The organism is Marinobacter sp. (assembly GCF_965229985.1).
GTDB lineage: Bacteria > Pseudomonadota > Gammaproteobacteria > Pseudomonadales > Oleiphilaceae > Marinobacter.
In genome coordinates, this window is sequence record NZ_OZ245935.1 from 1490989 (window position 1) to 1517257 (window position 26269).

A 26269-nucleotide genomic window follows, 5' to 3' on the forward strand; every position below is an offset into this window, starting at 1 on the left:
GACACAGGGAATTTGTGCCTTGCCTTCAAAACGGCTCTTCAAACGATTGGGAATACGGCCATTGGCGGCAAGGTTGCTCGCCTACGTATTGCTGTTCAGTCTGTTTCTGTCTCTGGTGGCAACCGGCGTTCAGCTGATCGGCGAATTCGAGCGGCGGAAGACTGATCTACTGAACGATCAGGCTCGAGCCGCCGAGCTGGTTTCCGGGAGTATGAGCAACAACATCTGGCTGATGAATTTCAGCGAGGTGGCTAACAGCCTGGATGATATGAAGGCGGTACCCGCTGTCCAGTACGGTCGGGTGGTGACCAGCACTGGTGAAACCTTCAGTACCGGCACCTACCCCGAGGGTCGGGTGCTTTCCCAGACTTTCCCCCTTGTGTTCGACCGTTCCAGCACCCGCAGCCCGGAGAACGTGGGTACACTGACAGTTACCTCCTCCATCGACCAGATATACACAGATCTGCGCAACCGTGCCCTGCTGAACCTGCTGTTCCAGTCCATCGTGGTCATGCTGGGCACCCTGGGACTTCTGGTGATCGTTCGTCTGACGCTATCCCGGCACCTGGAAGCCATGGCCGATTACGCCGCCCGTCTGAACCTGGACGCGCTGGTGGACCCGCTGAAACTCAAACGCAAAAGCCGGAAAACGCCGGACGAGCTTTCAGAGCTGGAGCAGGCCCTGAACAAGATGCGCCTGCAGATCCTTGAGGACACCCGTTCCCTGCGCCAGACCACGATTCAGTCCCAGGGTGAGCGGGACGAGGCGGTGCGGGCCAACCACGCGAAGAATCAGTTCCTGGCCAATGTCAGTCACGAGCTGCGCATTCCGCTGCAATCCGTGCTGGGTTACGCCAACCTGTTGACCGACACGCCCCTGGATCAGGAGCAGCGGGAGTATGTGCAGACACTGCTGAGTGCCTCGGAGAGTCTCTCTGCCATCATCAACGACTTGCTGGATATTTCCAGCATGGAAGCCGGTAAGCTGATACTGGACGACATTCCCTTTGATCTTCGGGAAACCCTGAATGATCTGGTGCACATGCTTGGCGCCCGCGCCCGGGAAAAGGGGCTGGCGCTGGAGCTTCGAATTGACGAGAACCTGCCCTGGGCCCTGAAGGGCGACCCGGTGCGACTCCGCCAGATCCTGCTGAACCTCACCTCAAACGCCATCAAGTTTACCGATTCCGGCCATGTGCTGATCAGTATCGAGGTGCTGGGTCGCCGGGACGACAAGGCACGCCTTCGGATTGCCGTGGAAGATACCGGTGTGGGAATTAACCCGGAAGATGTTCCGCTGGTTTACGAGCCCTATGTGCAGCTTGGCCAGCAATTCCAGCGCCAGTTACCCGGTGCCGGCCTGGGCCTGACCATCTGCCGCCAGCTGGTTGGCCTGATGGATGGCTCTATGGATCTGGAAAGCCGCCCCGGCGAGGGCTCCACTTTCTGGATGGAGCTGACACTGCCCGTAGCCCCGGAGAACGCTGCCCGGGTTCGGCCGGACACCCGGATGGTGAAGAATCGCAGGATTCTGGTGGTGGATTCTTATGAGCTGTCCCGCAAGATCACCCTGGAAATGCTGTCCCGGCACGAGGTGCACATTGAGGCGGTGAAGTCCGCCGGCGAAGCACTAACGTCCCTGCGCACGGCGTTCGATGGCCAGCAGCCCTTCGACGCGATTATCCTGGACGGTTTTGTGCCGGATATGGACAGCGACCTGCTGTGCCGGCAGATCCGTAGTAATCCGCTGTGGTCGGATATGCGCCTGCTGATTCTGTCATCCAACCCGCAAAGGGGCGATGCCGAGCATTTCCGGCAGGCCGGCGCCGATGCCTTCCTGAGCAAATCTCTGCGGGAATCCTGCCTGACTCCCATTCTTAACCAGTTGTTTGCCGATGCCGCCAAGGATGAACGGCGTTTCCTGACCCGGTTTTCCCTGCAGGCGGTTAGCGACACGGCCCGGCGCCGGGAACTTCCCTGTGGCCGCATGAAGGTGTTGCTGGTTGAGGACAATCCAGTTAACCGTACCCTGACTCGCCGACTGCTCGAGAAGCTCGGCTGCGACGTGATGACCGCCAACGACGGCGAGGCCGCAGCCAGCCTGTGGCAGTGGCATCCCTTCGATCTGGTATTCATGGATTGTGTAATGCCCCGCGTGGATGGTTTTGAGGCCACCCGCCGCCTCCGGGAGTGGGAGAAAACCCACAACCGCGTGCGAATCCCCGTGGTCGCCCTGACCGCCAGTGCCATGGAAGAAGATGAGGAACGCTGCCGCCGTTGCGGTATGGATTCTTTCGTTGCCAAGCCTGTCAATATTGAAATGCTGCGGGCAGTACTGGAACAATATTGTCAGGCGTCTGCTGCCTCCTGAAAGCTGTTTGCTTGAATCAGAGCACAGACATCCAGACACGTTTCCAATACCCGAAGGCAACCATGAACGTTGAATGCCCAACCTGTAAAAAGTCCGTGGAATGGACCGAGACCAACCCCTGGCGCCCTTTCTGTTCCGAGCGCTGCAAACTGATCGACCTGGGGGCCTGGGCCAACGAGGAATACCGGGTACCCGCAGAGAACGCATCACCAGAGGATCTGGACCAGGGCGGCGAGACCACCCGGCACTGACCTGCGAAAAATGAAAGTTAACGGGGACTTACTGGCATTTAAGTTGAGTGGCCCGGTACACCCCGTTAACATACCGCCAATTCTGCTAAAAACGTAACGAAGGTGCACACATATGAAAGCGTCCCGGATTTCCCTGATGGTTCTCTCACTGGCTGCCGCGCCTGCCTTTGCAGGTGATGTCGACCTCAGCCTCACCAACGATTCGGTGAAGGGCCAGGTGAATTTCTTCAACACCAACAATGATGTCCAGCTTGGCACCGGCTACACCTATCACGAAGGTGGCCGCGACATCTTCAACGCGGATTTCCACGCCCAGGGCCGCACTGCTATCGGTAACCTGCCGACCACTGCCGGCATCGGTATGCGTGGCATCTTCTGGGATCAGAGCCGTGCCGACGGTGGGGCTCTGGGTCTCGGTGGTTTCGCCACCGTGAACATCCCGAATGTGCCCGGCCTGTCCTTTACCGGTGGCCTACACTACGCGCCGAGCATTCTCTCGTTCGGCGATTCCGACGATATGACCAGCCTGGAGCTGCGTGGCAGCTATCGCGTTATCCGTAACGCCGAGCTCTTTGCCGGCTACCGTTATCTGAACACCGATATCGAGAACTCCTCACGAGACGTCAACCTTGATGAAGGCGTTATGGCGGGCATGAAGATTTTCTTCTGATTCCCGGCCTTTCCGAAACGGGCCTCGCCTTGTAGGCCCGTTTCCTGTTCTCTCCATACCCCTTTCGTGCTTTTCCTCACGCTTTCCCGAGAATCCGACTGTTAGACTGTTTGCCTGTATTTTCTGCACGGATAGCCAGGCATGCGTTTCACACTCGGTTTATTGCTCTCCTCAACTCTGTTGCTCACCGCCGGATGCGGAAGCGGCGAAGACGCCATTGAGGGCGCGGCCAGCCAGCCCAACGACTTCGCTGGAAACAAGAATCCGGTTGATGATTTCAGCTCCGGTAGCACCGGCGATTCCAACAACGCCGGTGGCCTTGCCAGCAATGAAGTCCGGGTGACCATGGAAGTACCGGGTGGTGTCACCAGCGAGGGCGAGCCTACCCGCCGCAACCTGAGAATCGTACAGCCGGACAGGGTGAGTGTTTACTACACAAATCAGGCCCTGTCTGTGCTTGATGAACCCGCGATTTCCACCCGCACCGACAGCGAAGGCTTCACCATTATCGAATTCACCAACGGTCTGCCCCTGGGGCCGGATGTGATTATTGATGCCAGTTACGGCAATACCCGCATGCGTGCCCTGGCCGCCGATGCCGACCGGGATGTGAAGGTGAACCCATTTTCCGAGTATCTGGTGCGCAACACTCTCAGCAGCTACACGGCAGGTGAGTTCCAGACCATTATGGATTGCGTTGCCGATGAGGGTGGCGAGCTGTGCCTGAACAAGTATGTCTGGTCTACCCTGGCCGATCAGGTGCACGACTTTGAAATTGATATTCCTTCGAATGTTGGCCTTGGTGGTGCTCTGGATGTTCTGGAAAACCGGGGAGACTTCGCCCGGTACGTAAGCGCCATGGCCGATTACGCGGTATTGGACGAGACCTCCTCGGGCAAGATCAGCGCCAGTTCCGCGGACTACAACTCGGTATTCCTGGGCATTGAGCTGGGGCAGACGTTTCTGGAGCCATCCATCAGTGGGTCGGGACAGTGGGGCGTTCGCACCGCACAGGAAGAGGTGCTTACGGACGTTAACGGCACCGGCTATGTTTACCCGGCCCTGACGCTCACCAGTTTCGATGCTTTCAATATCCGCGTTACGTCTCTGGCAAACGATATCCCTTACGACCGGGAAGCCCTGATTCATCAGGAGGGTAACAATTTCTTCGTGCGTGGCTCCGAAGACTGGGAACGCAACACCCACTCATCCTCACCCGGGGCGGCCACATTACTGGAAGATACCCGCTTGCTGGCCGGCCGGGCGCTGTTCCAGAGCATTACCGGCCGTGGCAGCTCGAAAATCATTGGCTGGACCCGCAATCCCTACTACCTGGATGCCTTCACCAGCGCTCCCGTGGATGAAACCACGGGCCCGGACCGGGTAATCACCGGCTATTTCAGTGCTGGCAAGGCTATCGAGCTGGAAGCTGACGGCGACCAGTTGCGGCGGCTGGCTACTCTGGAAGACCAGTATCTGTCGGTTCTTGAAATCAATCTGCTTCGGAAGGAAGGCTTCGACGCGGACGCCCTGAGTGGGCGCGAATACAACACCCTGTACCTCGGAACCCGGTTCAGCGACGAGACAACCCCACTGGCCATCGAAGCAGGCGTGGGCCAGTGGCAGGTTAATGGCAGCACAGTCAGCCAATCCCAGAGCTTTACAACGGTGCAACGCGGTAACTCAGGCAATGTCACCACCGACCCCACCGGCACCCGAACAGAATCCTGGACCCTGAGCAACCGAACTTCGCGGCTCAGCAAAGGCGATGTGGATATTGGCCGGCTGAACCTGGACATCACCACCGCCTCCGGTGATTTCTCGCAACCAGACATCGGTATAGGCGCCAGCACACCGGACGGCACCCTGATGGCGTTCAATCTGGACGACAGCCCCCTCGGTGACGGACTTTTGATCGCGGCAGAGCAAACCGGCAACAGTGCACCCGCCACGGGTCAGTTCCGGCTTCAGGGCATAGCCTTCGCCCTGTCACCGGATACAAACCGCATCCGGCATTTTGACAATGCGTTGCTGACCATTGATTCCTCCAGTGCCGCGACGCTTTCGCCAATCGCCCTGACCAGTACCCACTCCGTCGCCAACGAGACGGTTACAAAACCGGCTCTTGAGAACCTGCCGGACATCGCCCTGACCTACAGTCAGTCCGGCGATGGCCAGGTACAGTTCACCGCCGGGAACCTTGTACTGGAGGGCTTTCATACCGACAGCCAGGACCAGTTCTACCTGCGTTTCCGGACCACCGGGGGCAACGAGGAGCAGATCGGCCTGGTCATTGCGACCCGCCTGCCCTGACCGCAGAACCGGCCGACCAAACCCAACAGGCAGACGCTCTCGTATAACCTGTTATAATTCTTGCCATATCGACTTTAACGAGAGGTTTTATGTCTGCGGGTAAACGGGCGGTCATGCTGATGATTCCCCTGATTGCGTTTGCGATCGGGGGTGGTTTCTATACGCCACAGGCGAACGTTGACCAGGGCAATTCTGATAACTCTGGATCCGAACCTGCATTATCCTCCCTGCCACCGCTGCCCCATTGGGCCAATGACGATCTGCCCGACTTCTCACAGTACCGGGACACCACCGAGAAAAAAGCCGCGTTCTTCTCGTTTCTATACCCAAGGATTGTGCTGGCTAATTCCCGGATTCTGATTGAACGCGACTACCTGGACAGCCTTGCTGACAAGGACAAGCTGACCAGCAAGGAATACAACTGGCTGGCCCAGCAATCCGAGCGGTTAAGGGTGGACGCCGAGCCTGGCAGCGACGAGCAGTTTGCGCTTTTACGCAAGCGCCTGGACGTAATTCCTCCGTCCCTGATCCTGGCCCAGGCTGCCAACGAATCCGCGTGGGGCACCTCCCGGTTTGCCACCAAGGGCAACAATCTTTTTGGCCAGTGGTGTTTTTCCAAAGGCTGCGGTCTGGTCCCCCTCAGTCGTGCCGATGGCGCCAGCCATGAGGTGGCCAAGTTCTCCTCGCCTTACCGGTCGGTTCGGGCCTATATCCAGAACCTGAACCGCCACCCCACCTACCAGCTGTTGCGGGACGTTCGGCTAAAAGACCGCCGTAACAATGCTCCTTTGTCCGGCCTGGAACTTGCTGAAGGCCTGCTCGGCTATTCCGAACGGGGCGAAGAATATATAGAAGAGATCCGGGCAATGATTCATTACAACAACCTGGAATTCTATGACGACGATTTCCGCAACGTGGTCCGTAACCTGGAACCGGGCAGCCTTGAGCAACTGGCCTCCACGGAAGCGGCAACCGGCTTGTTGCCCCGCCAATCATCACTGACTACCAACCCGGCTGAAGGTTAGAGACCCTACCCCATGCTCGATTTTCTTCCCGCGCCGCTGAAGGGGACTTTGGCGGCCCTGCTTATCCTGTGTAACACGTTGGTGCTGTTTCCTGTTCTTCTGGTATTCGCCCTGCTTAAACTCGTGCTGCCGATTACCGCCATTCGCAAGGGCTGCACGGTGATCCTGAACAACATCGCGTGGGTCTGGATCGGATTCAACAACCTGCTGATGGATCTTCTGCACAAGGTCGACTGGGATGTGCGTGGGGTTGAAGACCTCAGCCGGGAGCACTGGTATTTCGTCACCTGCAACCACCAGAGCTGGGCCGACATTCCCGCCATTCAGTATGTGCTCAACAGCCGGATCCCCCTGCTGAAGTTCTTTCTGAAGAAACAGCTGATCTGGGTGCCGTTTCTCGGGGTTGCCTGGTGGGCACTGGACTTTCCCTTCATGCATCGCCACACCAAGGAACAGATTGCCAAACGCCCAGAACTCAAGGGCAAGGACGTAGCAGCCACCCAGGCTGCCTGCGAGAAGTTTCGCTACACCCCGGTGACGATCTTTAATTTTATGGAAGGCACCCGCTTTACACCAGAGAAGCACGACCGCCAGAACTCACCCTACCGGCACCTGTTAAAACCAAGAGCAGGTGGCACCGCGTTTGTGCTGGGCGCTATGGGCGAGATGATCCATACCATGCTGGATGTCACCATTGTGTACCCGGACGGCCGCGCGGGCTTCTGGGATTACCTGTGTGGGCGGATTCGCAGGATTATTATTGAGGTGCGTACGCGCGAAATTCCCGCCGAGTTTTTGGGGATGGATTACGAAAACAACCGGGAGACCCGGGTCGCGTTTCAACGCTGGGTAAGTGAGATCTGGGCCGAGAAGGATGCGCGGATTGATGAGCTTAAAGCAGCCCCAGCTCCCGGGCCCGGACAATAGCCTGAGTGCGGGATTTCACTTCCAGCTTGGCATTGATCCGACGAGCGTGGGTTTTCACCGTGTGAAGGGAAATGTGCAGTTTGTCGGCAATTTCCTGGTTTGACAGTCCTTTGGCAATCAATTCAAGCACGCCCTGCTCCCGCTCGCTGATCGGTTCCGCCAGGGTGTCAGCACCGGCTGCACCGACCCGCAACTCGAACAGCTCGCCCAATGCCTCCTTGAAAGCACTCTCCGGCAACTGGCCAAAGCCTTTTGCCATCAGTTCCTGCAGCTCACTGCGCAGCTCCCGGAAGGGACTGATGAAGTGCTCTGCCCCCGCCTCGGTAACCACGGTGGACAGGATCTTCACGGCAACCACCGGCCCCTTTTCATCCAGAACGATCACCGCCTCCAGCAGGCGCATGTGCAACTCCACGCCCCAGGGAATGGCTCCTTCGTAACGCTCCCGGATTCCCTGAAGGGTTTCCCTGGCTTTAATAAGGTCACCGCGAGCCAGGTCGACCCGCACCTGAAGGCAATCCAGAAGCCCCGGCATCATCGGGAACAGCTCTGGCACGCAGCCAGCCTCCCTATACGGAGCCAGCTTACGAACTGCCTGATGGGCACTGTCGATCTGGTTCTGGGAGAGCCAGCAATTGGCTTTCAGGGCCTCGAGCACGGGTACGAACAACGATTCGTCAACCTGCCAGGAATGCATGGTACGTTCCGCCCGGCCAATCCATACAAAGGCATCTTCAAGCCGGCCCTGGGCACGGCACATCAACACGCGGATTGTCATTGCCAATAGCAGACCCAGATCGCGGGTCTGTTCGGCATGGCGCCCGCAGGTAACCAGCAACCGGTCGGCCTCGGCTTCCCGGCCCTGGTGCCAGAGCACCAGCACCAGATTCAACTGCAGCCGGGTTTCCCCAATTCGGGCGGGGCGAGAGAGCTCCTGCATGGCAGTATCGAGGCCGGTGCGTAACAACTGCTCTGCGTGTTTCAGGGCGCCTTTGCCCAGTTCGATCCGGGCATGGGCGTAAACCGCCAGGGCTTCTGAACCGGAATCCCCTGCTTCCCTGGCAAGTCTCGAGGCTGCGCGATTCGCTTCCCGCGCTTCCTGGAACCGACCCGCTGCACACAGGGCACTGGAGCGTACCATCTGGGTCACCAACTGGCCCTGGGTACTGAGCTCGCCTTCGGCCAGGGCCCGATCCGCCATTTCCAGGGCCGGGCCAACACTGCCCTCACCCCGCAAGATGAAAGCTTTCAGAGCACAGATCCGTGCGGCCTGCTCTTTCTGGTCAGGCTCAGGCAGACCATCAATCAGGGCTCGGGCCTGGCGGAACTGGCCGCCAATCGCATGAACCCAGCTGTAGACAATTCTGAGACGCACGCTCCGTTCCAGCAGCTGTGCCGGCAGACTCTTGCGAAGGCGCAAGAGTGACGCGGTATCCTGCCCCAACAACAAAGCCTCTGACCCTTCAGAAGCAATGCGGATAACTTCCTCGGCATCGCCAGCCAATAGCGCGTATTTGAGTGCTTCCGGGAACTGGTCGCGAACGCCAAACCACCGACTCGCCTGCAGCATTCGCTCCGAATAACCAGCCATTACCGGTGACTTCAGCCATTCCTGCAACAAAGGGTTAATACGGTACCAGCGCCCACGGCCCGGCATGGACTTCAGCGGGAGCCCCCGCTCAACCGCCTGAGAGGGAACGAAACCAGTTTCTGGGAGGAGCGGCTCAAGCGCCAGGAACAATTCATCGGAACAAAGCTCAAGTTCGGCAATGCCGCGCATGGAACGCATCTGACCCGGTGTCAGGTTGCCAAGGACCGATTCCTTGAGAAAGCGTTCAACGCTTGGTGTTTCCTGAATCGGTTTCCTTTCAATATTCTGGTAGACCTCTCGGCGATAAAGCGCTAACGGCGTCGCCCAGCCCTCAGTCATGTCATAGAGATTATCGACAGCAACACTGGTGAGTTCGCTGTTTGCCGTGGCCGACCTGAAAAACTCGAAGGTTTCCGAACGGGAGAACTCGAGCGTTTCTGGCCCTATGCGGATGAACCGATTTTCCAGCTCGAGACTGTGTGTTTCGAAAGGCAGTGCCTTGCGCGAAATCAGTACAATGGATGAGCCTGCCGGAAAATCAGTAACCAGTTGCTGAAGCAGATCCACAACCGCGGGGTTGCTCAGGTTCTGGAGGTTGTCCAGCACCAGTACCCGTGGCTGACCGGAAGTTTTGCGGGCCAGCGCAACTTGCATCATCGACAGGGTATCCGAGAAGGTCGCGCCACTCTGCAAGCCCTGTTCAGGGGTTTCTGGCAGGTCCAGGGCGATGGCAAGCAAGGTCAGAAAGCGGGAGGGCGCATTATCCTGGGAGTTAAGGGCAACCCACCGAACCTGATCAGCGGTCATGTCTGCGCTGCCCAAGGCATTGACCACGGCGTGGGATTTTCCGTAGCCACAGGGCCCTTCTACAAAAAGCACGCTCCTGGAGGTCAGTGCTTCAGAAATCCTGCCATTGAGCCTAGGCCGGGCCAGTGAATCCGACGGAACCGGGGGGATCTGAATTCGCTGCCTGAGCAGATCCCTGACCAGCTCACCTCGCTGAAGACCACTATTCGCCGACTGAAATTCATCGTTGGCTGCACAGCCATCATTGAATGGTTTCACGCACTGCCCCATTTAACTCCGGCCTGTACTGCCTTGAAACGCCGGAAAAGTGGATCTCGCTAACTCTTTTTATCGACGACCAACATCGGGTACGCCTTTAGTATGATAGGAAGGTTAAACCAATTGAGGGGTGGGCTGCAAAATTTTGACGTGAAAGGGTTTTCTCAGGTGTAAAAAAAACGGCGGGCCCAGGGGGGGCCGCCGTTTTAGAGTCTTCTGAAGAACGCTTACCGGGTACCTGCGCGGCGTAGTGCGGCCGGCGTGTAATCCCTGGAGCGACGCTCAACGCCGAACTCGTACGGGTTCTCTTCTTCGTTGGTCAGACCAAGCGCGAGGTAGCGGCCAGAGAGCAGGTCGTACAGAGTCTCAATGGCGTACCAGGGCACGTTCTGATCATAGAACTGCATGTTGTGGGCTTCGGCAACGCGCCAGAGCTCGCCACGACCGTCATAGTGATCAATGACGGATGCCTGCCAGGAGTCTTCATCAATGTAGAAGTCACGCTGTGCGTAGATGTGACGGGCGCCTTCTTTCAGGGTTGCCCGCACGTGCCATACGCGGTGCAGCTCGTAGCGGGTGTAGTCCTGATTGATGTGACCAGCCTTGATGATCTGGTCATAGCTCAGGCTGCGATCGGTCAGCTTGTAGGAGTTGTACGGAATGTACATTTCCTTCTTCCCAACCAACTCCCAGTTATAGCGGTCTGGAGCACCGTTGAACATGTCGAAGTTGTCCGAGGTACGCATGCCATCAGACGCGGTACCTGGTCCGTCGTAAGCAACCTGCGGTGCGCGACGAACACGACGCTGACCGGCGTTGTATACCCACGCACGGCGTGGCTCAGCAACCTGGTCGATGGTCTCGTGTACCAGCAGGACGTTACCTGCCAGACGTGCTGGCGCGGTGATGGCCTGCTTGAAGTAGAACAGTACGTTCGGATCCATTCCCGGCTCGTAGTCTGCCAGGTATGTACGCCAGGTCAGCTCGTCCTGGAACTTCACTACCGAGAAGTCACCACCCTCGGTCGGGGTTACCTGGCCAACATTACGCTGCACAGAACCGCCGCGGTAGCGGGTAATGTGGTTCCAGATCGCTTCCAGACCGTTCTGGGGAATCGGGAACGGAGTGGCGGACTGATAGTTGCCGAGACCGTTACCATCCTTGATCAGCTCAACCGTGGTTGCGTTCTCGACGGTCTGCTCCATCACCTCTTCAGGGTAAGCGGCAGTACGATGGGTTTCGTACACCGGCATGAAGTAGTCGTCGTATCGCTCAATCATGGCAACCTGCCCCGGGGACAGGTTGTCTTTGTATTGCTCGACGTTGCTCTGATCAATGGTGAACTTAGGCTGCTCATCCGCGAACGGATTTACATAGATACCATCACCCTTGTAGCCGGGAGGCGGCGTTGTCAGACCACCGGTCCAGGCAGGAATGGCGCCACCGTTACCGGCTTTTTCTGCACCCATCGGTGTCAGCGAGTTTCCCAGCTTGGCCGCTTCTTCAGCAGAAACCGCACCCCAGGCCTGGCCGGCAAACATGCTCGCTGCCAGTACGCCTGTGGCCAGTAGTTTCTTGTTCAGTTTCATTTAAATTCCCTCGTTCAACGAATTCTTTCCGGGTTCAGAATGAGTATGAAACGCTAGCACTCACGAAATCGCGGTCAGTCAACTCGTTATACGGCTTGCCGCCGAAAAAGTTTGTGTAACCGATGTTGCCGGTAATCTTGTTCTGGTAGACCGCTTCCAGCGACAGACCAATGGCCTTGCTGCCTTCGTTGAAAGCACCACCCGGTTGCGGGCTGTAACCTTCCACATCATGGCTCCAGGCCAGCTGCGGCGACAGGTTCACACCAGCCAATGCGTTCGGATAGCTCCAAACCAGACGCGTACGGTAACCCCAGGAGAAGTCGGTTGTGAAGCCATCGTTTTCGCAATATGTGTCGTTTATATTGAGAAGAGGGCACGCATCAGCACCGCCTGCACTGGGAACAGGGCCTATGCCAAATGTTCCTGAGCGACCGTAACGGGCTTCATCATAGCCGGGAAGGTCGTGAACATAAGTGGCGCCAAACTCTGTTATCAGTGAAAGACGGCTTGCACCCATAACCTGGTCGAAGAATTTGATCAGCGTGAACTGTGCTTGCGAAACATTGAAACGATCATTGCCTGAGACCTCGGATCCTGGAGCTATCGTGCCGCCCGCTTCTTCCAAGCGTTGTTGCTCTAGCAGACTCACCACGCTTCCATCGATCGGGTTCCTCTGTTGCAATCCCCCGTAAATCAGCTCAAAAGCGTTCCATTGCAAAGGCACATTGTCACGGAATGAATATTCAGCACCCAACGACCATCCGCCAGGCGTCGTTGTGTTGATACTGATGCCATAGAGGTTGATGTTTTCTGGGTATTCGATGAAGTAAGACGGAAACTGCTCGTTCGTATCTTTGATGGTACCGCTGACGTAGGGCAGCCGGCTGTTGTACTTGATGTAGTAGAAGCCAAGTTCAGAATCATTTAGCTCTGGAACGTACCAGCGCAACGCTACACCGAATTGATCTTTTGAATCAGCTTCCTTGTCACCGAGTCGAGGTGCTATAAAACCTTGGGCTTGGGCTTGGGAGTCGGGAAGCTGCCCAGCCAGAAGCACCGGACCGCAGCCATCAGCTGCGAAGTCATTGGTTGAGAAGAACGTACCGCAGTCATCCGGACGAACCGGTTCCCAGTCAGCCTGAACGAAGGTTTCGATGGTTACGTTCTCTGTAATACCGGCAGACATGTAAAACATTTCAACCGGCAGCAACGCATCTTTCAGTTCAGAACCAGGTGCGCGGAAGGCAGGGACATCCACAGGGTTGATTACGTTGATACCACCCGGGATAAAGGTGCTCTCACCCCAGCTTACCACCTGTTTGCCATAGCGAAGGCTCACGGGGACGTTGCCAAAATACCAATCAGAGAAGACGTAGGCGTCAAGAATCTCACCACCGGACGCATTGTCCTTGGCCTCGGGGTTCAGCTCGCGCTGCTGGCCAACGTAATCTACTGCCCTGCTCTCGTCTTTAAGTTCGAAGTCGTACCAGTAACGACCACGCAGAAGACCGCCGACCCGGGTCAGGTAGGGGTTGTCGACGTAATAGTTCAGATAAAGTTCACTGTTGCCCTTGACGATTTTGGAGTAGGTATCCCCACTTTCGAAGTTGAGGTTACCGTCGTCATAGTTATTTGTGGAGGCACCAATATTCTCGAGGGAACCACCGGGGGCGTACTCGGGACCTAGGTTGCCTTGTGCGATCAGACGCTTGTCGCGATCCTCGACCCGCCAACCCGCACCCGCAGAAAGCGTGGTGTTGAACTGGGCTTCCACATCACCCAAATAGAACGAATAGGCTGTCGCTTGACCGGACATGCCGGCTGCAACTGCCACGGCCAGCGGTAATTTGGTCCAACGCTGCCATTGATGTGTTTTTCTTGTCATTGGAAGGCTACTCCATTGTTGTTCTGAGTCGCTGCTCTGATTATTGGTGTTCACGATGTATTGGAGGCTTCATGCACAGTGCTCGTGATGTTGGCACTATAGCTAACGCCTTCGGGCGCTTTGATCAGTCAAAAGTATGATTTTGCTCTCACACCTCTATTACCGCCGCTTGCTGCCGGGTTTCTTCGCACAGAATCACTATAGACAACAAATTTGGATGCAACCACTTTGGTTTTGGTGGTTTTTCTGGCTTTCGTGATGTTTTCAACTTGGGTGGAAGCACTGCCGCCGGGGTGGGGCTTCCGGGAACCGCTACGAGCACATCCATGTGCGCTTGGCGTCGGCCATCCATGGCCGCCGACATTCCCGGAAGCCCCACCCCAGCGTCAGCGCCCCTTGCCCAACTACCGGAGCAAAAGAGCTATCAAGATTCCCTTCTTAGAGCATCTCGATAGCCATGGCAGTCGCTTCACCACCACCGATGCAGAGAGCTGCGATGCCTTTCTTTTTGCCGTAACGCTGGAGGGCGTACATAAGAGTTACCAGCAGGCGGGAGCCGGTGGAGCCGACCGGGTGGCCCTGTGCGCATGCGCCGCCGTGGATGTTAACTTTCTCGGGATCCAGGCCGAGTTCGCGGATGGGCATCATGGCGACCATGGCGAAGGCTTCGTTGATCTCGAAGAGGTCTACGTCGTCTTTGCTCCAGCCGGTTTTACCGAACAGGGTTTCGATGGCGCCAACCGGAGCGCAGGTGAACTCGGAAGGATGCTGGGACTGGGTGCTGTGGCCAACGATGCGGGCGAGCGGCTTGAGGCCGCGCTTTTCGGCTTCGGACTCGCGCATCAGGAGCAGCGCAGACGCGCCGTCTGAGATTGATGAGGCGTTGGCAGCTGTGACGGTGCCGTCTTTGGCAAAGGCCGGGCGCAGGCTCGGGATCTTGTCGATGTTGGCGTTGTGAGGCTGCTCGTCGTCTTCAACAACCACTTCGCCTTTACGGCTTTTCACGGTTACCGGGATGATTTCGTCTTTCAGCAGGCCTTCCTCAATGGCTTTCTTGGCTCGCGTGAGGGAGGTGATGGCGTATTCATCCATTTCTTCCCGGGTGTAGCCTTTCTTGTCCGCCATTTCCTGGGCGAAGGCGCCCATCAGGCGACCGGTTTCGGCGTCTTCCAGACCATCCAGGAACATGTGATCCTGGGGCGCCTGGCCCGGGCCCATGCGGTAGCCGCTGCGGACGCCCTGCAGGATATAGGGGGCGTTGGACATGCTCTCCATACCGCCGGCAACCATGATGTCGTTGCTGCCGGCTTTGATCAGGTCGTGGGCGAACATGGCGGCTTTCATGCCTGAGCCGCAGAGTTTGTTGATGGTGGTGGCGCCGGTGTGATCCGGAAGACCGGCCTTACGCATGGCCTGGCGCGCCGGGCCCTGCTTGAGGCCGGCGGGCAGAACGTTGCCCATGATGACTTCTTGCACATCCGCAGGCTGCAGGCCAGCGCGTTTCACGGCTTCAGTAATGGTAAGGGCGCCCAGGTCGGTGGCGCTGACGCTGGCCAGGCTACCCTGAAATCCGCCCATGGGGGTGCGTACACCGCTTACGATGACGACGTTGTCTGTGCTCATTTCTGAATCTCTCTGTTGGTTGTCTGGTAGTTTTTATGGTTTATGCGGCGCTTCAAGGTATTCCCGGGACTGCATTTCGAGCAGGCGGGATTCAGTGCGCTCGAATTCGAAGCCCAGGCGGCCGCCGGTGTAGAGCTCGGTAATCGGGGCAGCTGCGGAGATAATGACTTTGACGTTGCGGTCGTAGAATTCGTCAATCATGTTAATGAATCGGCGAGCCTGGTCGTCTTTCTCTTTGCCAAGAACAGGCACATTGCTGACGATGATAGCGTGGAACTGCCGGGCCATTTCGATGTAATCGTTCTGGCTCCGGGGGCCATCGCAGACGTCTTTGAAATCAAACCAGACCACGTCGTCTGCGTGAGCCTGGGCCGGAATTTTACGACCGTTGATTTCCATGGTTTTGCTGTGTTTGCCAGCCTCAACCGCAAGCGCATCAAAGCTTTTGCGAAGGCTGACATCCGCCTCTTCATCCAATGGCGAGTGAAAGAGCTCCGCCTGCTCCAGGGTTCTCAACCGGTAATCTACCCCGCCATCCACGTTGACCACGTCGGTGTGCTTTTTGACCAGTTCGATAGCCGGGAGGAACCGGGCGCGCTGGAGGCCATCCTTGTAAAGACCATCCGGGACGATGTTGGAGGTACACACCAGGGTGACGCCGCGGCTGAACAAACCGTCCATGAGGGTGGCGAGAATCATGGCGTCGCCAATGTCGGACACGAAGAACTCGTCGAAACAGATAACCCGGGTTTCGTCGGCAAATTTTTTCGAGACCAGCTCCAGGGGATTTTTCTCGCCCTTGAGCGATTTGAGCTCGCTGTGTACCCGCTGCATGAAGCGGTGGAAGTGAACCCGCATCTTGCGATCAAAGGGCAGCGACTCGTAGAAGGTGTCCATAAGGTAGGTTTTGCCCCGGCCTACCCCGCCCCAGAAATACAGGCCCTTGACCGGCTCTTCCTTGCCTTTCTTGAGCTTGCGGAAAAGTTTGGCCTTGGGCTTGCTACGATCCCTTTCGGCGTCCACCAGTTTGTCGTACAGTGACTGAAGGCGCTTGACCGCATCTTCCTGGGCCGAGTCCTTCTGGAAATCCGGGCGTTCAAGATCCTTCTGGTAACGTTGCCAAGGGGTCATGGTCGCACTGGTTTCGGAGGACATCGCAGCTGTCATCAAGGTATTCCCGGAAGTTGATCGTAAATTTGGGCGCCGTATTGTCTCGCATTTGGCGATTTTTCGCCACGTTGGCCGCCTGTGCAGCAATACGACGATTGGCGCAGGCCACAATCATGGGATGATGGAGCCTGGGGCGTTATACTGGCCTGACAGGGGCTTGGCTCACTTCTAGGTAAAAGGACGACACAGCATATGACAAACCTGATTCTGGCAGCGATTGCCGCATTGGTTGTTGGCATTGTCATCGGGGTATTTGTTGGCCGTTCCGGGCAGGGAACGACGCTTCGGCAGCGCCGGGCGGAACAGCAGATTGAGGAACTGAGAAGCGAATATACCCGCTACCAGGCCCAGGTGAATGAGCATTTCATGGAGTCGGCCCATTTGCTGCGCCGCTTCAACGATGCCTACCGCGATGTGAACCAGCACATGGCCCGCGGTGCCAACCGTCTTTGCAATGACGAAGACTGGATGGAGGAGTTGGCGCAGGAGACTTCCAAGAAGCGCCTGGAGGAAGTCCGCGAGGACGCTTCCGAGCCGCCACGGGATTATGCACCAAAGACGGATCCGAAGGATTCCGGCACGCTTGCTGAGGACTTTGGGCTCAAGAAGGGTGATAAGGCTCAGCAGGCCTGAGTTCTTTTTTTGTTCTAGCGGAAACTTGGGAGTTTAGTCTCGATAAGACTTCTAAGTTCGGCGAGGGACCGGGGTAGTCACCCCTTTCCGAGAACCGCTACGAGCACATCCATGTGCGCTTGACGTCGGCCATCCTTGGCCGCCGACATTCTCGGAAAGGGGTGACTACCCCGCTCCATCGACTCTGTGCAATTCGCATCAAGCCTTCGTCTGACCACCTATTCGCGATCAGACCGGGTTATCGCAATCGATGAATTTGTGGTCAACGCCAAACTCCTCAGCTAACGCCCTCCCGAGCGCTTGTACACCGTAACGCTCGGTCGCGTGGTGCCCGGCAGCGTAATAATGAATGCCACATTCTCTGGCTGTGTGCGTCGTCGGTTCAGAGATTTCCCCGCTAATATAGGCGTCCAGGCCAGCATCGAGAGCAGTGTTAATAAACCCCTGTGCAGCGCCGGTACACCACCCTACCCGTTTGATCGCAGTCGGACCTTCGCCAACCCAGAGCGGCTCGCGGTGAAGCTGTCTGGCGATGTGAAGACCGAATTTCTCGGGAGACATTGCTTCTTCCAGCTCGCCTTCCCACACCAAACCGCCTAACGGGCGCGGATTCTTGATGTTAAGAATGTCCGCCAGCTGACGATTGTTGCCATATTCGGGATGGTCATCCAGCGGAAGGTGATAGGCGACCAGATTGATATCGTTGTCGAGAAGCTGTTTCAAGCGTTCGCGTTTCATGCCCTGGATTCGCTGGTCCTCACCTTTCCAGAAGTAACCATGATGGACCAGGATCATATCGGCGTTTGCTTCAATGGCGGCTTCGATCAAAGCCTTTGAGGCCGTCACGCCGGAGATGACGGTTTTAATGTCCGACGTGCCCTCAACCTGCAGGCCATTGGGACAGTAATCCTGGAAATTATCGGGCTGGAGCCATTCGTTGATTTTCTTGAGAATCTCATTTCGACTGGCCATAAAAACTCCATTCTGGACTATTTCCGAGAAGTTCGATGAGAGAGGCAGATCCCCCTTCCCGGGAATGTCGCCGGCCATGGATGGCCGGGGTCAAGCGCACATGGATGTGCTCGTAGCGGTTCCCGGGAAGGGGGATCTGCCTCTATCTACCCGCCAACTTAGCAGGCTAGAGGGACCGGAGACCCCCGATCAAAGCATCGTTCTGCTCAACAGTGCCGATGGTGATGCGCAGGAACTCGCTGATTCGGGGCTTGTTGAAGTGCCGAACGATAATGCCCTGCTCACGAAGGCTCTTCGCCAAAACCTCACCAGGCTGCTCTTTATGACGGGCAAAGATAAAGTTTGCCTTTGAGGGTAACACCTCGAACCCAAGATCCTCGAGGGCAGCAGTTACGCGCTCGCGTTCGGAGATCACGCCATCGCAGCACTTCCGGAACCAGGCCTCATCTTCGTAGGCCGCTTTCGCACCAGCCAGGGCCAGGCGGTCCAGCGGGTAGCTGTTGAAGCTGTTCTTGACCCGGTTCAGAGCCTCGATCAGGTCTGGATGGCCAACGGCGAAACCTACCCGCAAACCGGCTAGTGAACGGGCCTTGGAGAGCGTCTGAGAGACCAGCAGGTTCGGGTATTTGTCGACCAGGGTGATCGCCGACTCGCCACCGAAATCGATGTAGGCTTCATCCACAACAACGACACGATCCGGGTTGGCAGCCAGGATTTCTTCCACATGCTGCAGCTCGAGATACCGCCCGGTTGGCGCATTCGGGTTCGGGAAGATCACTCCGCCGTTGGGCTGCTTGAAGTCATCCGGGTTGATTTCAAAGCTTTCTGTCAGCGGTACTTTTTTACTCTCGATCTTATAGAGGCCGCAGTAAACCGGATAGAAGCTGTAGGTGATGTCCGGAAACAGGATCGGTTCGCCATGCTGGAACAGGCCAAAGAAGATGTGGGCCAGGACTTCATCGGAGCCGTTGCCGAGGAAGATCTGTTCGGGCTTTACCTTGTGGTAAGCCGCGATAGTCTGGCGCAGGCTTTCGCCTTCCGGATCCGGATAGAGGCGCAAGCCGTCGTTCAGTTCGGCCTGGATGGCTTCGATGACTTTTGGTGAGGGGCCGAAGGGGTTTTCGTTGGTGTTCAGCTTCACCAGGTTGGCCATTTTTGGCTGTTCGCCCGGTACGTACGGAACCAGATCGTTTACCAGGGGGCTCCAGAATTTGCTCATTTTAAACTCCGAGCTGACGGTCTGGTGGTGACCACCTTTCCGGGAAACGCTACAAGCACATCCATGTGCGCTTGTTTCGGGCCATCCATGGCCCTCTACATTCCCGGAAAGGCGGTCACCACCATCCCTGCATACATAGGGGGTATAGTCTTTTTAATCTTTAATACGATATTCCGCCGACCGGGCGTGAGCGGTTAAGCCCTCGCCACGGGCCAGAACCGACGCCACACGTCCCATGCGGTCTGCACCGGCAGCGCTGAAGCCGATGATGGAGGACCGTTTCTGGAAGTCGTAGACGCCCAGGGGCGAGGAGAACCGTGCGGTGCCGCTGGTGGGCAGCACGTGGTTCGGGCCGGCGCAGTAGTCGCCGAGGGCTTCTGCGGTGTAGCGGCCCATGAAGATGGCGCCGGCGTGGCGGATGTCTTCGAGCATGGCCTCGGGGTCTTCGACCGACAACTCCAGGTGTTCCGGGGCGATGCGGTTGGACACTTCGGCGGCTTGTTTCAGGTCGGCGACGTGGATCAACGCGGCGCGGTCGGTCATGGAGGTGCGGATGATGTCGGCGCGCTCCATGGTTGGCAGCAGTTTGTTGATACTGGCTTCGACCGCATCCAGGAATTCGGCATCCGGGCTGATCAGGATGGACTGGGCCTGCTCATCGTGCTCTGCCTGGGAGAACAGGTCCATGGCGATCCAGTCGGGGTCGGTTTTGCCGTCGCTGATCACGAGGATTTCCGAGGGTCCGGCGATCATGTCGATGCCGACAACGCCGAAGACTTCGCGCTTGGCGGTGGCAACGAAAATGTTGCCGGGGCCGACGATTTTATCAACGGCCGGGATGGTTTCTGTGCCATAGGCAAGCGCGCCGACGGCCTGAGCGCCGCCGACGGTGAAGACCCGGTCAACACCGGCAATCGCTGCGGAGGCCAAAACCATGTCGTTGACCACACCATCCGGTGTCGGAACGACCATCACCACTTCGCTGACACCGGCAACTTTCGCGGGAATGGCGTTCATGAGCACGGATGACGGATAAGCGGCTTTGCCGCCGGGCACGTACAAACCCGCCCTGTCCAGCGGCGTGACCTTCTGGCCGAGCACGGTTCCGTCTTGGTCCTCATACTGCCAGGACTTCTGGTTCTGGCGCTCGTGATAGTCACGGATCCGCTCAGCGGCTTTTTCCAGGGCCACGCGCTGGTCCCGGGGAATCGCTTCCAGAGCCTTCTGCAGTCGGCTCTGGTCCATTTCCAGCTCGGCGACAGAGCCAACCTTCAGGCGATCGAACTTCTCGGTAAACTCCAAAACCGCCTGGTCACCACGGGTTTTCACCTCATGCAGGATATGACGCACCGACTCGTTCACCTGATGATCAACGCTGTCGTCCCAGGCCAAAAGTTTGGCCAACGCATCATTAAAGTCACTTTGGGAAGCGTTCAGTCGGGTGATCTTGGCGGTCATAACTCAAATCCTTTATGGGATTAACGACTAACTGACTCTGGCCGGCCCTGACATTAGGTCCGGCGTTTATCCACAGCTGCGGACATCTTTTCGATTATGGGGTTAATACGCTCGTGTTTCATCTTCATGGAGGCACGATTGACAACCAGCCGGCTGCTGATATGCTCAATCAGCTCTCGGGCTTCAAGCCCATTCGCCTTCAGCGTATTGCCGGTATCCACAATGTCGACGATCTCATCAGCCAGACCAAGAATCGGTGCCAGCTCCATGGCGCCGTAGAGCTTGATGATGTCCGCCTGCCGTCCCTGGGCCGAGTAGTACCGGCGGGCCAGGTTGACGAATTTTGTGGCCACCTTGATACGACCGGATGGCGGAGTCTGATCTTTCGGGCCGGCGGTCATCAGGCGACAACGGGAAATATTCAGGTCCAGTGGCTCATAAAGACCTTCGCCACCGTGCTCCATCAACACATCCTTGCCGGTTACCCCGAGGTCGGCCCCGCCGTACTGAACATAGGTCGGCACGTCGGTGGCACGGATGATCAATACCCGCACATGGGGATCCGTTGTCGGGAACACCAGTTTGCGCGACTTTTTGACGTCGTCGATCAGCTCAATGCCCGCTTCTGCGAGCAGCGGCAGGGTCTCTTCCAGGATTCGTCCCTTCGACAAGGCGATGGTTATGGAATCTGTCATGGATTCTTCCGGTTTCCCGTATTGTCTGGATGGATGTCTTTCACGCTGGCAGGCGGCGGATAGTGGCACCCAGCAACTGCAGTTTCTCTTCAATACACTCGTAACCGCGGTCAATGTGATAGATGCGATCTACGATGGTATCGCCGTCAGCCATGAGTCCGGCAATAACCAGACTGGCCGAGGCCCTCAGGTCCGTGGCCATGACCGGAGCGCCGGTGAGGTGGTCCACGCCCTTGATGATGGCGGCGTTGCCCTCAAGCGTGATATCCGCACCCATGCGGATCAGCTCCTGCAGGTGCATGAACCGGTTCTCGAACACGGTTTCCACGATGGTGCCGGTGCCCTCGGCCACCGCGTTCATAGCGGCGAACTGCGCCTGCATGTCCGTGGGGAACGCCGGATAAGGCGCGGTACGAAGGCTCACCGCTTTCGGGCGATTGCCTTTCATGTCCAGCTCAATCCAGTCCGGGCCGGTATTGATGTGGGCGCCGGCTTCTTCGAGCTTGAGCACAACCGCTTCGAGCAGGTCCTCCCGGGTATCCTTCAGCTTGACGCGACCGCCGGTTGCAGCGGCAGCCACCAGGTAGGTACCAGTTTCAACCCGGTCTGGCAGCACGTTGTAATGGCAACCGTGCAGGCGCTCAACACCGTTGATTTCGATGGTGGCGGTACCGTGACCTTTGATGTCTGCACCCATGGCAATCAGACACTCGGCAAGGTCGACAACCTCAGGCTCGCGGGCGGCGTTCTCCAGGATGGTCTTTCCGTCTGCCAGGGCAGCGGCCATCATCAGGTTCTCGGTGCCGGTTACGGTGACGGTATCCAGGAATATATGGGCACCCTTAAGGCGACCGTTGGTCTTGGCCTTGATATAGCCATTTTCGACCTTGATATCCGCACCCATCATTTCCAGGCCATGGATGTGCAGATTCACCGGACGACTACCGATTGCACAGCCGCCCGGCAGGGATACTTCTGCCTCGCCGAAGTGGGCAACCAACGGACCCAGCACCAGGATAGAGGCACGCATGGTTTTAACCAGCTCGTACGGCGCATGGAAATGCTTGATGGTATTGGCGTGAATCTCCACGCTCATTTTCTCATCAATAATCACTTCAACACCCATGCGGCCAAGAAGCTCGATCATGGTGGTTACGTCGTGCAGGTGCGGCAGGTTGCCTACAGTCACCGGCTCGTCCGCCAGCAGGGTTGCTGCCAATATAGGCAGTGCGGCGTTCTTGGCACCGGAAATCCGGATCTCGCCATCCAGGGGCTTGCGGCCCCTGATCAGAAGTTTATCCACAATAAATGTCCTGTTTTTGTTCGGGCCGTTCAGCCCTGGCGCTCAGCCCATTCAGCCGGAGTAAATGCTTTCGGATGAAGTGCGTGAATTGAGCCGTCCATGATCTGTTGGAACAGCGCCTTGTTGATCAGTTGCTGGCGTTTGATGGTCGGCAGGCCTTCGAAGACATCACCCACCACGACGACCAGATAATGGGTACCATCAACCTGTACCTGAACTTCGCAGCCGGGCAATGCTTCCTTGACCAGCTCGGTGACTTGGGTGGCATCCATAGAAAATCCTCGGGTGTTTTGAAATCAGGGGCGAGATTGTAACCAATTCCGGAGCTCGGGTCAGCTTTACTGTCCGGTAAACAAAGGGGCTGGGGCCGGAAGAGTCAGTGGGCGGGATGGACGGATTCCGGACCGAACCCCGCGAACTGGTCATCAAGGTTGCTCAGGGCCGCCAGAGAGGCAAGACGGCCGCTGACACCCCGGAACGACAACGAAATACCTGTCTGACGGGCCAGGCGTTGCCAACAGAGCAACATGGAAAGAACCACGCTGTGGGCGGTGATCAGACCATCGAGGTCGACCACCAGATCGGCAGAAACCGATCGGATCAGTTTCTCGCCCTCTTTTCTGAGGCCAATGACTGTATCTGTGGTCACCTCGCCCGAGACGACCAGAGCTCCGTCGGCGAGCTGGACCCGAGGTAGCCCCGCAGTCATGAGTTGTCCACTTCCTGCTCAAGGTTCAGGGACTCAACCGCATCGCTCCAGCCGTCGATGACTACCTGAATCTGGCCGCGGTTTTCTTCCATTTCCTGACTGAACCTATCCCGGAAAGCGAGACCTATGTTCACGCCCTCAACGATGACATTTTCCATCAACCATTTGCCCTCGGAGTTCTTGTACATCGAGTAGGTCACCGGGTAACGGTTCCCGGATGCACTGATGACCTCCATCTGGACAGAAGCGCGGTCGTCGCTCTGGGGGTTAATGGTCGCTTCCTTGACCTGTATTTCGAAATTTTCCGCATTGACGAGAGCCTGCGCGTAGCTGTCAAACAGGCTGCGCTTGAACTTGACCACAAACTCGTCCCTCTGTTCGGGCGTGGTCTGGCGGGCATAACGTCCCATCACCCGCGCCGCAATGCGGCGGAAGTCCACGAAATCCGTCAGGGCCTGATCCATGCTCTCATAAAACGCTTCAGGGTCACGCTCGTAAAGGCCTCGCTCTTCGTTGAGCTTTTCAACGAGCCGCTGGGTGTTCTCATCCACATATCTGCGGAGATCTTCCGCCTCGTTCGCCTGTGCCGGCGTAACCAGCACCAGGGCCATCAGAAGGCCAAGCAGAATGTGGTGTTTCAGTGCAAACATCAGGATCTCCTGTTGAATCTTCCCGGCCCGAATCAGCGGCCCGATGCAAAGTTACTGATAAGCCGTTCCAGATTCATGGCCGACTGTGTCGAATAGAAGGTGTCGCCTTCTTTCAGCGAATCCATCTCGGCGCCAATGGATATATCAATGTACTGCTCTCCGAGCAGACCGGATGTACGTATAACTGCGGAACTGTCGGCAGGGATGTTGTCGACATCCGAATGAATCGACATTTCCACCCGGGCCTGAAACGTCTCTTTGTTAAGACTGATGGATTCGATGGTGCCGACCGTTACACCGGCCATGGAAACTCGCCCCCGTGGCGTAAGCCCACCGGTATCGTTGAAATTGGCGTAGATGGTGTAGGTGCTCTCAGCCGATTTCGGCGACAGCCCGCTAACCTGCAGGGCAAGGAAAAGCAGTGCTGCGCAGCCTGCGATCATGAAAAGGCCGACGATAATTTCAGTGGTTCTCTGTGCCATTTCCGGCTCCGGTATTATCTCGTTAATCGATGATTCAGAAATCGCCAAACATGACAGCGGTCAGAACAAAATCCAGCCCCAGCACCGCCAGCGATGAGTACACCACGGTCTTGGTGGTCGCCGAACTGATACCTGCCGATGTCGGCACACAGTCATAACCCTGGTAAACCGCAATCCAGGCGCAGACAAAGCCGAAAACAACGCTTTTGATGACGCCGTTGAGGACATCATCGACAAAATCCACCGACGACTGCATGTTGCCCCAGAAGGAGCCTTCGAACACGCCCAGCCAGTCTACACCCACCAGCATACCGCCCCAGATGCCGACCACCGAGAAAATCACCGCAAGCACCGGCATGGCAATAAACCCGGCCCAGAGCCGGGGCGCAATGACCCGCCGCAGTGGGTCCACGCCCATCATTTCCATGCTGGACAGCTGCTCTGTGGCCTTCATCAAACCGATCTCTGCCGTCAGCGCCGAACCCGCCCGGCCCGCAAACAACAACGCAGTCACCACGGGCCCAAGTTCGCGCACCAGGGTCAGGGCTATCATCTGGCCAATGGCCGCTTCAGAGCCGTAATCGCTGAGGATCGTGTACCCCTGCAGCCCCAGCACCATGCCGATAAACAGACCGGACACCACAATTATGGCCAGGGACAGCACGCCAACGGCGTACAGCTGCTTCAGAAGAAGCGGAAAACCGGTCGCAGGCCTGGGCACACCGCCCAGAACGCCCGCCAGGAAACGACCTGAGCGGCCGAATGACGAAACAATATCAAGCCCGAGACGCCCAAATGCCGCGATTCTCTCGATCAAGACACACCTCCGGACAACCCGAAGTCCTGGGCGGCGCCCTCGGCTGGGTAATGGAATGGAACCGGGCCATCCGGCTGCCCCTGGAGAAACTGCTGGACCTGCTCGGAAGGATGCGCCCGCAACTCTTCCGGCGTGCCCTCACCAATTACCTTGCCGTCCGAGATGATGCAGGCGTAATGGCAGATGCTCAGGGATTCAGGAACATCGTGGGAGACCAGGACGCTGGTCAGCCCCATGGAACTGTTCAGATCGCGGATCAGTTTTACCAGAACGCCCATGGCAATCGGGTCCTGGCCGGCAAATGGCTCGTCGTACATGATGAGCTCCGGATCCAGGGCAATACTGCGGGCCAGGGCCACCCGGCGGGTCATGCCGCCGGACAACTCCGAGGGCATCAACTGGCGGGCACCACGCAAACCAACGGCCTCCAGTTTCATCAGAACTATGTCGCGGATCATGTCTTCCGGCAGTTTCGTGTGCACCCGCAGCGGGAAGGCCACATTCTCGAACACGCTCAGGTCGGTGAAAAGGGCCCCGCTCTGGAACAGCATGCCCATCTTTTCCCGAAGACTGTAAAGAGCCTTGCGCTTGAGCTTCGGAACCTCATGACCATCCACCACAACACTGCCGGAATCCGGCCTGAGCTGACCGCCAATAAGACGCAGCAGTGTGGTTTTGCCGGTTCCGCTGGGGCCCATAATGGCGGTAATTTCCCCACGGGGAATATCCAGGCTGACACCGTCGAAGATACGGCGCCCGGAGCGGGAGAACACGACATCCTTGAGCGATATGTAAGCCGGTGAATCCATAGTCCTTACCTTTTAAAGAGGGGCTACATTATGCCAAGGAGC

At 57.4% G+C, this 26269-nt stretch carries 23 protein-coding genes; 7 read left to right on the forward strand and 16 right to left on the reverse strand.

Annotated features, from left to right (window positions below; all coding sequences use genetic code 11):
• The first annotated feature begins 19 nt into the window (after positions 1–19).
• The 6 genes from ACO06L_RS06780 (at position 20) to ACO06L_RS06805 (ending at position 7557) form a co-directional block, all read left to right on the forward strand.
• Positions 20–2371 carry a response regulator gene (locus ACO06L_RS06780; protein WP_202346966.1) on the forward strand — a complete coding sequence of 784 codons (2352 nt, stop codon included), beginning with the start codon at positions 20–22 and terminating at the stop codon, positions 2369–2371.
• 62 nt (positions 2372–2433) lie between these two features.
• Positions 2434–2622 (forward strand): DNA gyrase inhibitor YacG, encoded by a 189-nt coding sequence (yacG, locus tag ACO06L_RS06785; protein ID WP_008170214.1) that lies wholly within the window; start codon positions 2434–2436, stop codon positions 2620–2622.
• A gap of 112 nt (positions 2623–2734) precedes the next feature.
• Positions 2735–3292: a YfaZ family outer membrane protein gene (locus tag ACO06L_RS06790; protein WP_064228712.1), complete on the forward strand. Its 558-nt coding sequence runs from the start codon at positions 2735–2737 to the stop codon at positions 3290–3292.
• A 141-nt stretch (positions 3293–3433) separates the two neighbouring features.
• Positions 3434–5605 (forward strand): hypothetical protein, encoded by a 2172-nt coding sequence (locus tag ACO06L_RS06795; protein WP_202346967.1) that lies wholly within the window; start codon positions 3434–3436, stop codon positions 5603–5605.
• 89 nt (positions 5606–5694) lie between these two features.
• Positions 5695–6630 carry a glucosaminidase domain-containing protein gene (locus ACO06L_RS06800; RefSeq protein ID WP_064228710.1) on the forward strand — a complete coding sequence of 312 codons (936 nt, stop codon included), beginning with the start codon at positions 5695–5697 and terminating at the stop codon, positions 6628–6630.
• A gap of 12 nt (positions 6631–6642) precedes the next feature.
• Positions 6643–7557, forward strand: a complete 915-nt coding sequence (locus tag ACO06L_RS06805; RefSeq protein ID WP_064228709.1) for an acyltransferase — start codon at positions 6643–6645, stop codon at positions 7555–7557.
• On the opposite strand, the gene ACO06L_RS06810 is transcribed toward ACO06L_RS06805, so the two are convergent.
• The 5 genes from ACO06L_RS06810 to zapE all read right to left on the reverse strand — a co-directional run bounded on the left by ACO06L_RS06810 (position 7523) and on the right by zapE (position 16441).
• Positions 7523–10225: a LuxR C-terminal-related transcriptional regulator gene (locus ACO06L_RS06810; protein ID WP_064228708.1), complete on the reverse strand. Its 2703-nt coding sequence runs from the start codon at positions 10223–10225 to the stop codon at positions 7523–7525. The two genes, ACO06L_RS06805 and ACO06L_RS06810, sit on opposite strands and share 35 nt — an antisense overlap.
• Positions 10226–10440: 215 nt before the next feature.
• On the reverse strand, positions 10441–11802 hold the full coding sequence (locus tag ACO06L_RS06815; RefSeq protein ID WP_202346968.1) for a DUF1329 domain-containing protein: 1362 nt from the start codon (positions 11800–11802) through the stop codon (positions 10441–10443).
• Between the two features lie 34 nt (positions 11803–11836).
• Complete coding sequence (locus ACO06L_RS06820) at positions 11837–13687, reverse strand: DUF1302 domain-containing protein (protein ID WP_202346969.1); 1851 nt, start codon at positions 13685–13687, stop codon at positions 11837–11839.
• Positions 13688–14125: 438 nt separating this feature from the next.
• Positions 14126–15310 carry a thiolase family protein gene (locus tag ACO06L_RS06825; protein WP_202346970.1) on the reverse strand — a complete coding sequence of 395 codons (1185 nt, stop codon included), beginning with the start codon at positions 15308–15310 and terminating at the stop codon, positions 14126–14128.
• Between the two features lie 33 nt (positions 15311–15343).
• The gene (gene zapE / locus ACO06L_RS06830; RefSeq protein ID WP_227512777.1) at positions 15344–16441 is read right to left on the reverse strand and encodes a cell division protein ZapE; all 1098 of its coding nucleotides are present in this window, start codon (positions 16439–16441) and stop codon (positions 15344–15346) included.
• Positions 16442–16672: 231 nt separating this feature from the next.
• On the opposite strand from zapE, the gene ACO06L_RS06835 reads away from it, so the two are divergent.
• Entirely contained in the window at positions 16673–17113 is a 441-nt protein-coding gene (locus ACO06L_RS06835; protein ID WP_064228703.1) for a YhcB family protein, read from the forward strand.
• Between the two features lie 228 nt (positions 17114–17341).
• Here the strand turns inward: ACO06L_RS06835 and ACO06L_RS06840 are convergent, their stop codons facing one another.
• From ACO06L_RS06840 to ACO06L_RS06890, 11 genes are all read right to left on the reverse strand, one after another.
• Entirely contained in the window at positions 17342–18085 is a 744-nt protein-coding gene (locus ACO06L_RS06840) for a Nif3-like dinuclear metal center hexameric protein (RefSeq protein WP_202346971.1), read from the reverse strand.
• Positions 18086–18251: 166 nt separating this feature from the next.
• Complete coding sequence (gene hisC / locus ACO06L_RS06845) at positions 18252–19304, reverse strand: histidinol-phosphate transaminase (RefSeq protein ID WP_202346972.1); 1053 nt, start codon at positions 19302–19304, stop codon at positions 18252–18254.
• Positions 19305–19457: 153 nt separating this feature from the next.
• On the reverse strand, positions 19458–20762 hold the full coding sequence (hisD, locus tag ACO06L_RS06850; protein WP_202346973.1) for a histidinol dehydrogenase: 1305 nt from the start codon (positions 20760–20762) through the stop codon (positions 19458–19460).
• A 53-nt stretch (positions 20763–20815) separates the two neighbouring features.
• The gene (gene hisG, locus ACO06L_RS06855; protein ID WP_008170183.1) at positions 20816–21457 is read right to left on the reverse strand and encodes an ATP phosphoribosyltransferase; all 642 of its coding nucleotides are present in this window, start codon (positions 21455–21457) and stop codon (positions 20816–20818) included.
• Between the two features lie 40 nt (positions 21458–21497).
• A complete protein-coding gene (gene murA, locus ACO06L_RS06860; RefSeq protein WP_014577731.1) occupies positions 21498–22760 on the reverse strand; it encodes a UDP-N-acetylglucosamine 1-carboxyvinyltransferase in 1263 nt (420 codons plus the stop codon).
• Between the two features lie 29 nt (positions 22761–22789).
• Positions 22790–23032: a BolA family protein gene (locus tag ACO06L_RS06865; RefSeq protein ID WP_064228698.1), complete on the reverse strand. Its 243-nt coding sequence runs from the start codon at positions 23030–23032 to the stop codon at positions 22790–22792.
• Positions 23033–23136: 104 nt separating this feature from the next.
• Positions 23137–23469, reverse strand: a complete 333-nt coding sequence (locus ACO06L_RS06870; protein WP_202346974.1) for an STAS domain-containing protein — start codon at positions 23467–23469, stop codon at positions 23137–23139.
• A complete protein-coding gene (locus ACO06L_RS06875) occupies positions 23466–24119 on the reverse strand; it encodes an MlaC/ttg2D family ABC transporter substrate-binding protein (protein ID WP_064228696.1) in 654 nt (217 codons plus the stop codon). Before ACO06L_RS06875 ends, ACO06L_RS06870 begins: the two co-directional genes overlap by 4 nt.
• 32 nt (positions 24120–24151) lie before the next feature.
• Positions 24152–24601, reverse strand: a complete 450-nt coding sequence (gene mlaD / locus ACO06L_RS06880) for an outer membrane lipid asymmetry maintenance protein MlaD (protein WP_202346975.1) — start codon at positions 24599–24601, stop codon at positions 24152–24154.
• A gap of 34 nt (positions 24602–24635) precedes the next feature.
• Positions 24636–25418 carry a lipid asymmetry maintenance ABC transporter permease subunit MlaE gene (gene mlaE / locus ACO06L_RS06885; RefSeq protein WP_064228694.1) on the reverse strand — a complete coding sequence of 261 codons (783 nt, stop codon included), beginning with the start codon at positions 25416–25418 and terminating at the stop codon, positions 24636–24638.
• Positions 25415–26227 (reverse strand): ABC transporter ATP-binding protein, encoded by an 813-nt coding sequence (locus ACO06L_RS06890; RefSeq protein WP_202346976.1) that lies wholly within the window; start codon positions 26225–26227, stop codon positions 25415–25417. The genes mlaE and ACO06L_RS06890 overlap by 4 nt, the downstream gene beginning before the upstream one ends.
• Between the last annotated feature and the right edge of the window lie 42 nt (positions 26228–26269).

Excerpts from the sequence above, each read along its gene's own strand:
- ACO06L_RS06795 (WP_202346967.1), top strand. The coding sequence starts at position 3,434 with ATGCGTTTCACACTCGGTTTATTGCTCTCCTCAACTCTGTTGCTCACC.
- yacG (WP_008170214.1), top strand. The coding sequence starts at position 2,434 with ATGAACGTTGAATGCCCAACCTGTAAAAAGTCCGTGGAATGGACCGAG.
- ACO06L_RS06835 (WP_064228703.1), top strand. The coding sequence starts at position 16,673 with ATGACAAACCTGATTCTGGCAGCGATTGCCGCATTGGTTGTTGGCATT.
- ACO06L_RS06875 (WP_064228696.1), bottom strand. The coding sequence starts at position 24,119 with ATGTTTGCACTGAAACACCACATTCTGCTTGGCCTTCTGATGGCCCTG.
- ACO06L_RS06815 (WP_202346968.1), bottom strand. The coding sequence starts at position 11,802 with ATGAAACTGAACAAGAAACTACTGGCCACAGGCGTACTGGCAGCGAGC.
- ACO06L_RS06790 (WP_064228712.1), top strand. The coding sequence starts at position 2,735 with ATGAAAGCGTCCCGGATTTCCCTGATGGTTCTCTCACTGGCTGCCGCG.
- ACO06L_RS06800 (WP_064228710.1), top strand. The coding sequence starts at position 5,695 with ATGTCTGCGGGTAAACGGGCGGTCATGCTGATGATTCCCCTGATTGCG.
- ACO06L_RS06890 (WP_202346976.1), bottom strand. The coding sequence starts at position 26,227 with ATGGATTCACCGGCTTACATATCGCTCAAGGATGTCGTGTTCTCCCGC.
- zapE (WP_227512777.1), bottom strand. The coding sequence starts at position 16,441 with ATGACCCCTTGGCAACGTTACCAGAAGGATCTTGAACGCCCGGATTTC.
- ACO06L_RS06805 (WP_064228709.1), top strand. The coding sequence starts at position 6,643 with ATGCTCGATTTTCTTCCCGCGCCGCTGAAGGGGACTTTGGCGGCCCTG.
- hisD (WP_202346973.1), bottom strand. The coding sequence starts at position 20,762 with ATGACCGCCAAGATCACCCGACTGAACGCTTCCCAAAGTGACTTTAAT.
- hisC (WP_202346972.1), bottom strand. The coding sequence starts at position 19,304 with ATGAGCAAATTCTGGAGCCCCCTGGTAAACGATCTGGTTCCGTACGTA.
- ACO06L_RS06810 (WP_064228708.1), bottom strand. The coding sequence starts at position 10,225 with ATGGGGCAGTGCGTGAAACCATTCAATGATGGCTGTGCAGCCAACGAT.
- ACO06L_RS06870 (WP_202346974.1), bottom strand. The coding sequence starts at position 23,469 with ATGACTGCGGGGCTACCTCGGGTCCAGCTCGCCGACGGAGCTCTGGTC.
- ACO06L_RS06840 (WP_202346971.1), bottom strand. The coding sequence starts at position 18,085 with ATGGCCAGTCGAAATGAGATTCTCAAGAAAATCAACGAATGGCTCCAG.
- ACO06L_RS06825 (WP_202346970.1), bottom strand. The coding sequence starts at position 15,310 with ATGAGCACAGACAACGTCGTCATCGTAAGCGGTGTACGCACCCCCATG.
- hisG (WP_008170183.1), bottom strand. The coding sequence starts at position 21,457 with ATGACAGATTCCATAACCATCGCCTTGTCGAAGGGACGAATCCTGGAA.
- ACO06L_RS06865 (WP_064228698.1), bottom strand. The coding sequence starts at position 23,032 with ATGGATGCCACCCAAGTCACCGAGCTGGTCAAGGAAGCATTGCCCGGC.
- mlaD (WP_202346975.1), bottom strand. The coding sequence starts at position 24,601 with ATGGCACAGAGAACCACTGAAATTATCGTCGGCCTTTTCATGATCGCA.
- ACO06L_RS06820 (WP_202346969.1), bottom strand. The coding sequence starts at position 13,687 with ATGACAAGAAAAACACATCAATGGCAGCGTTGGACCAAATTACCGCTG.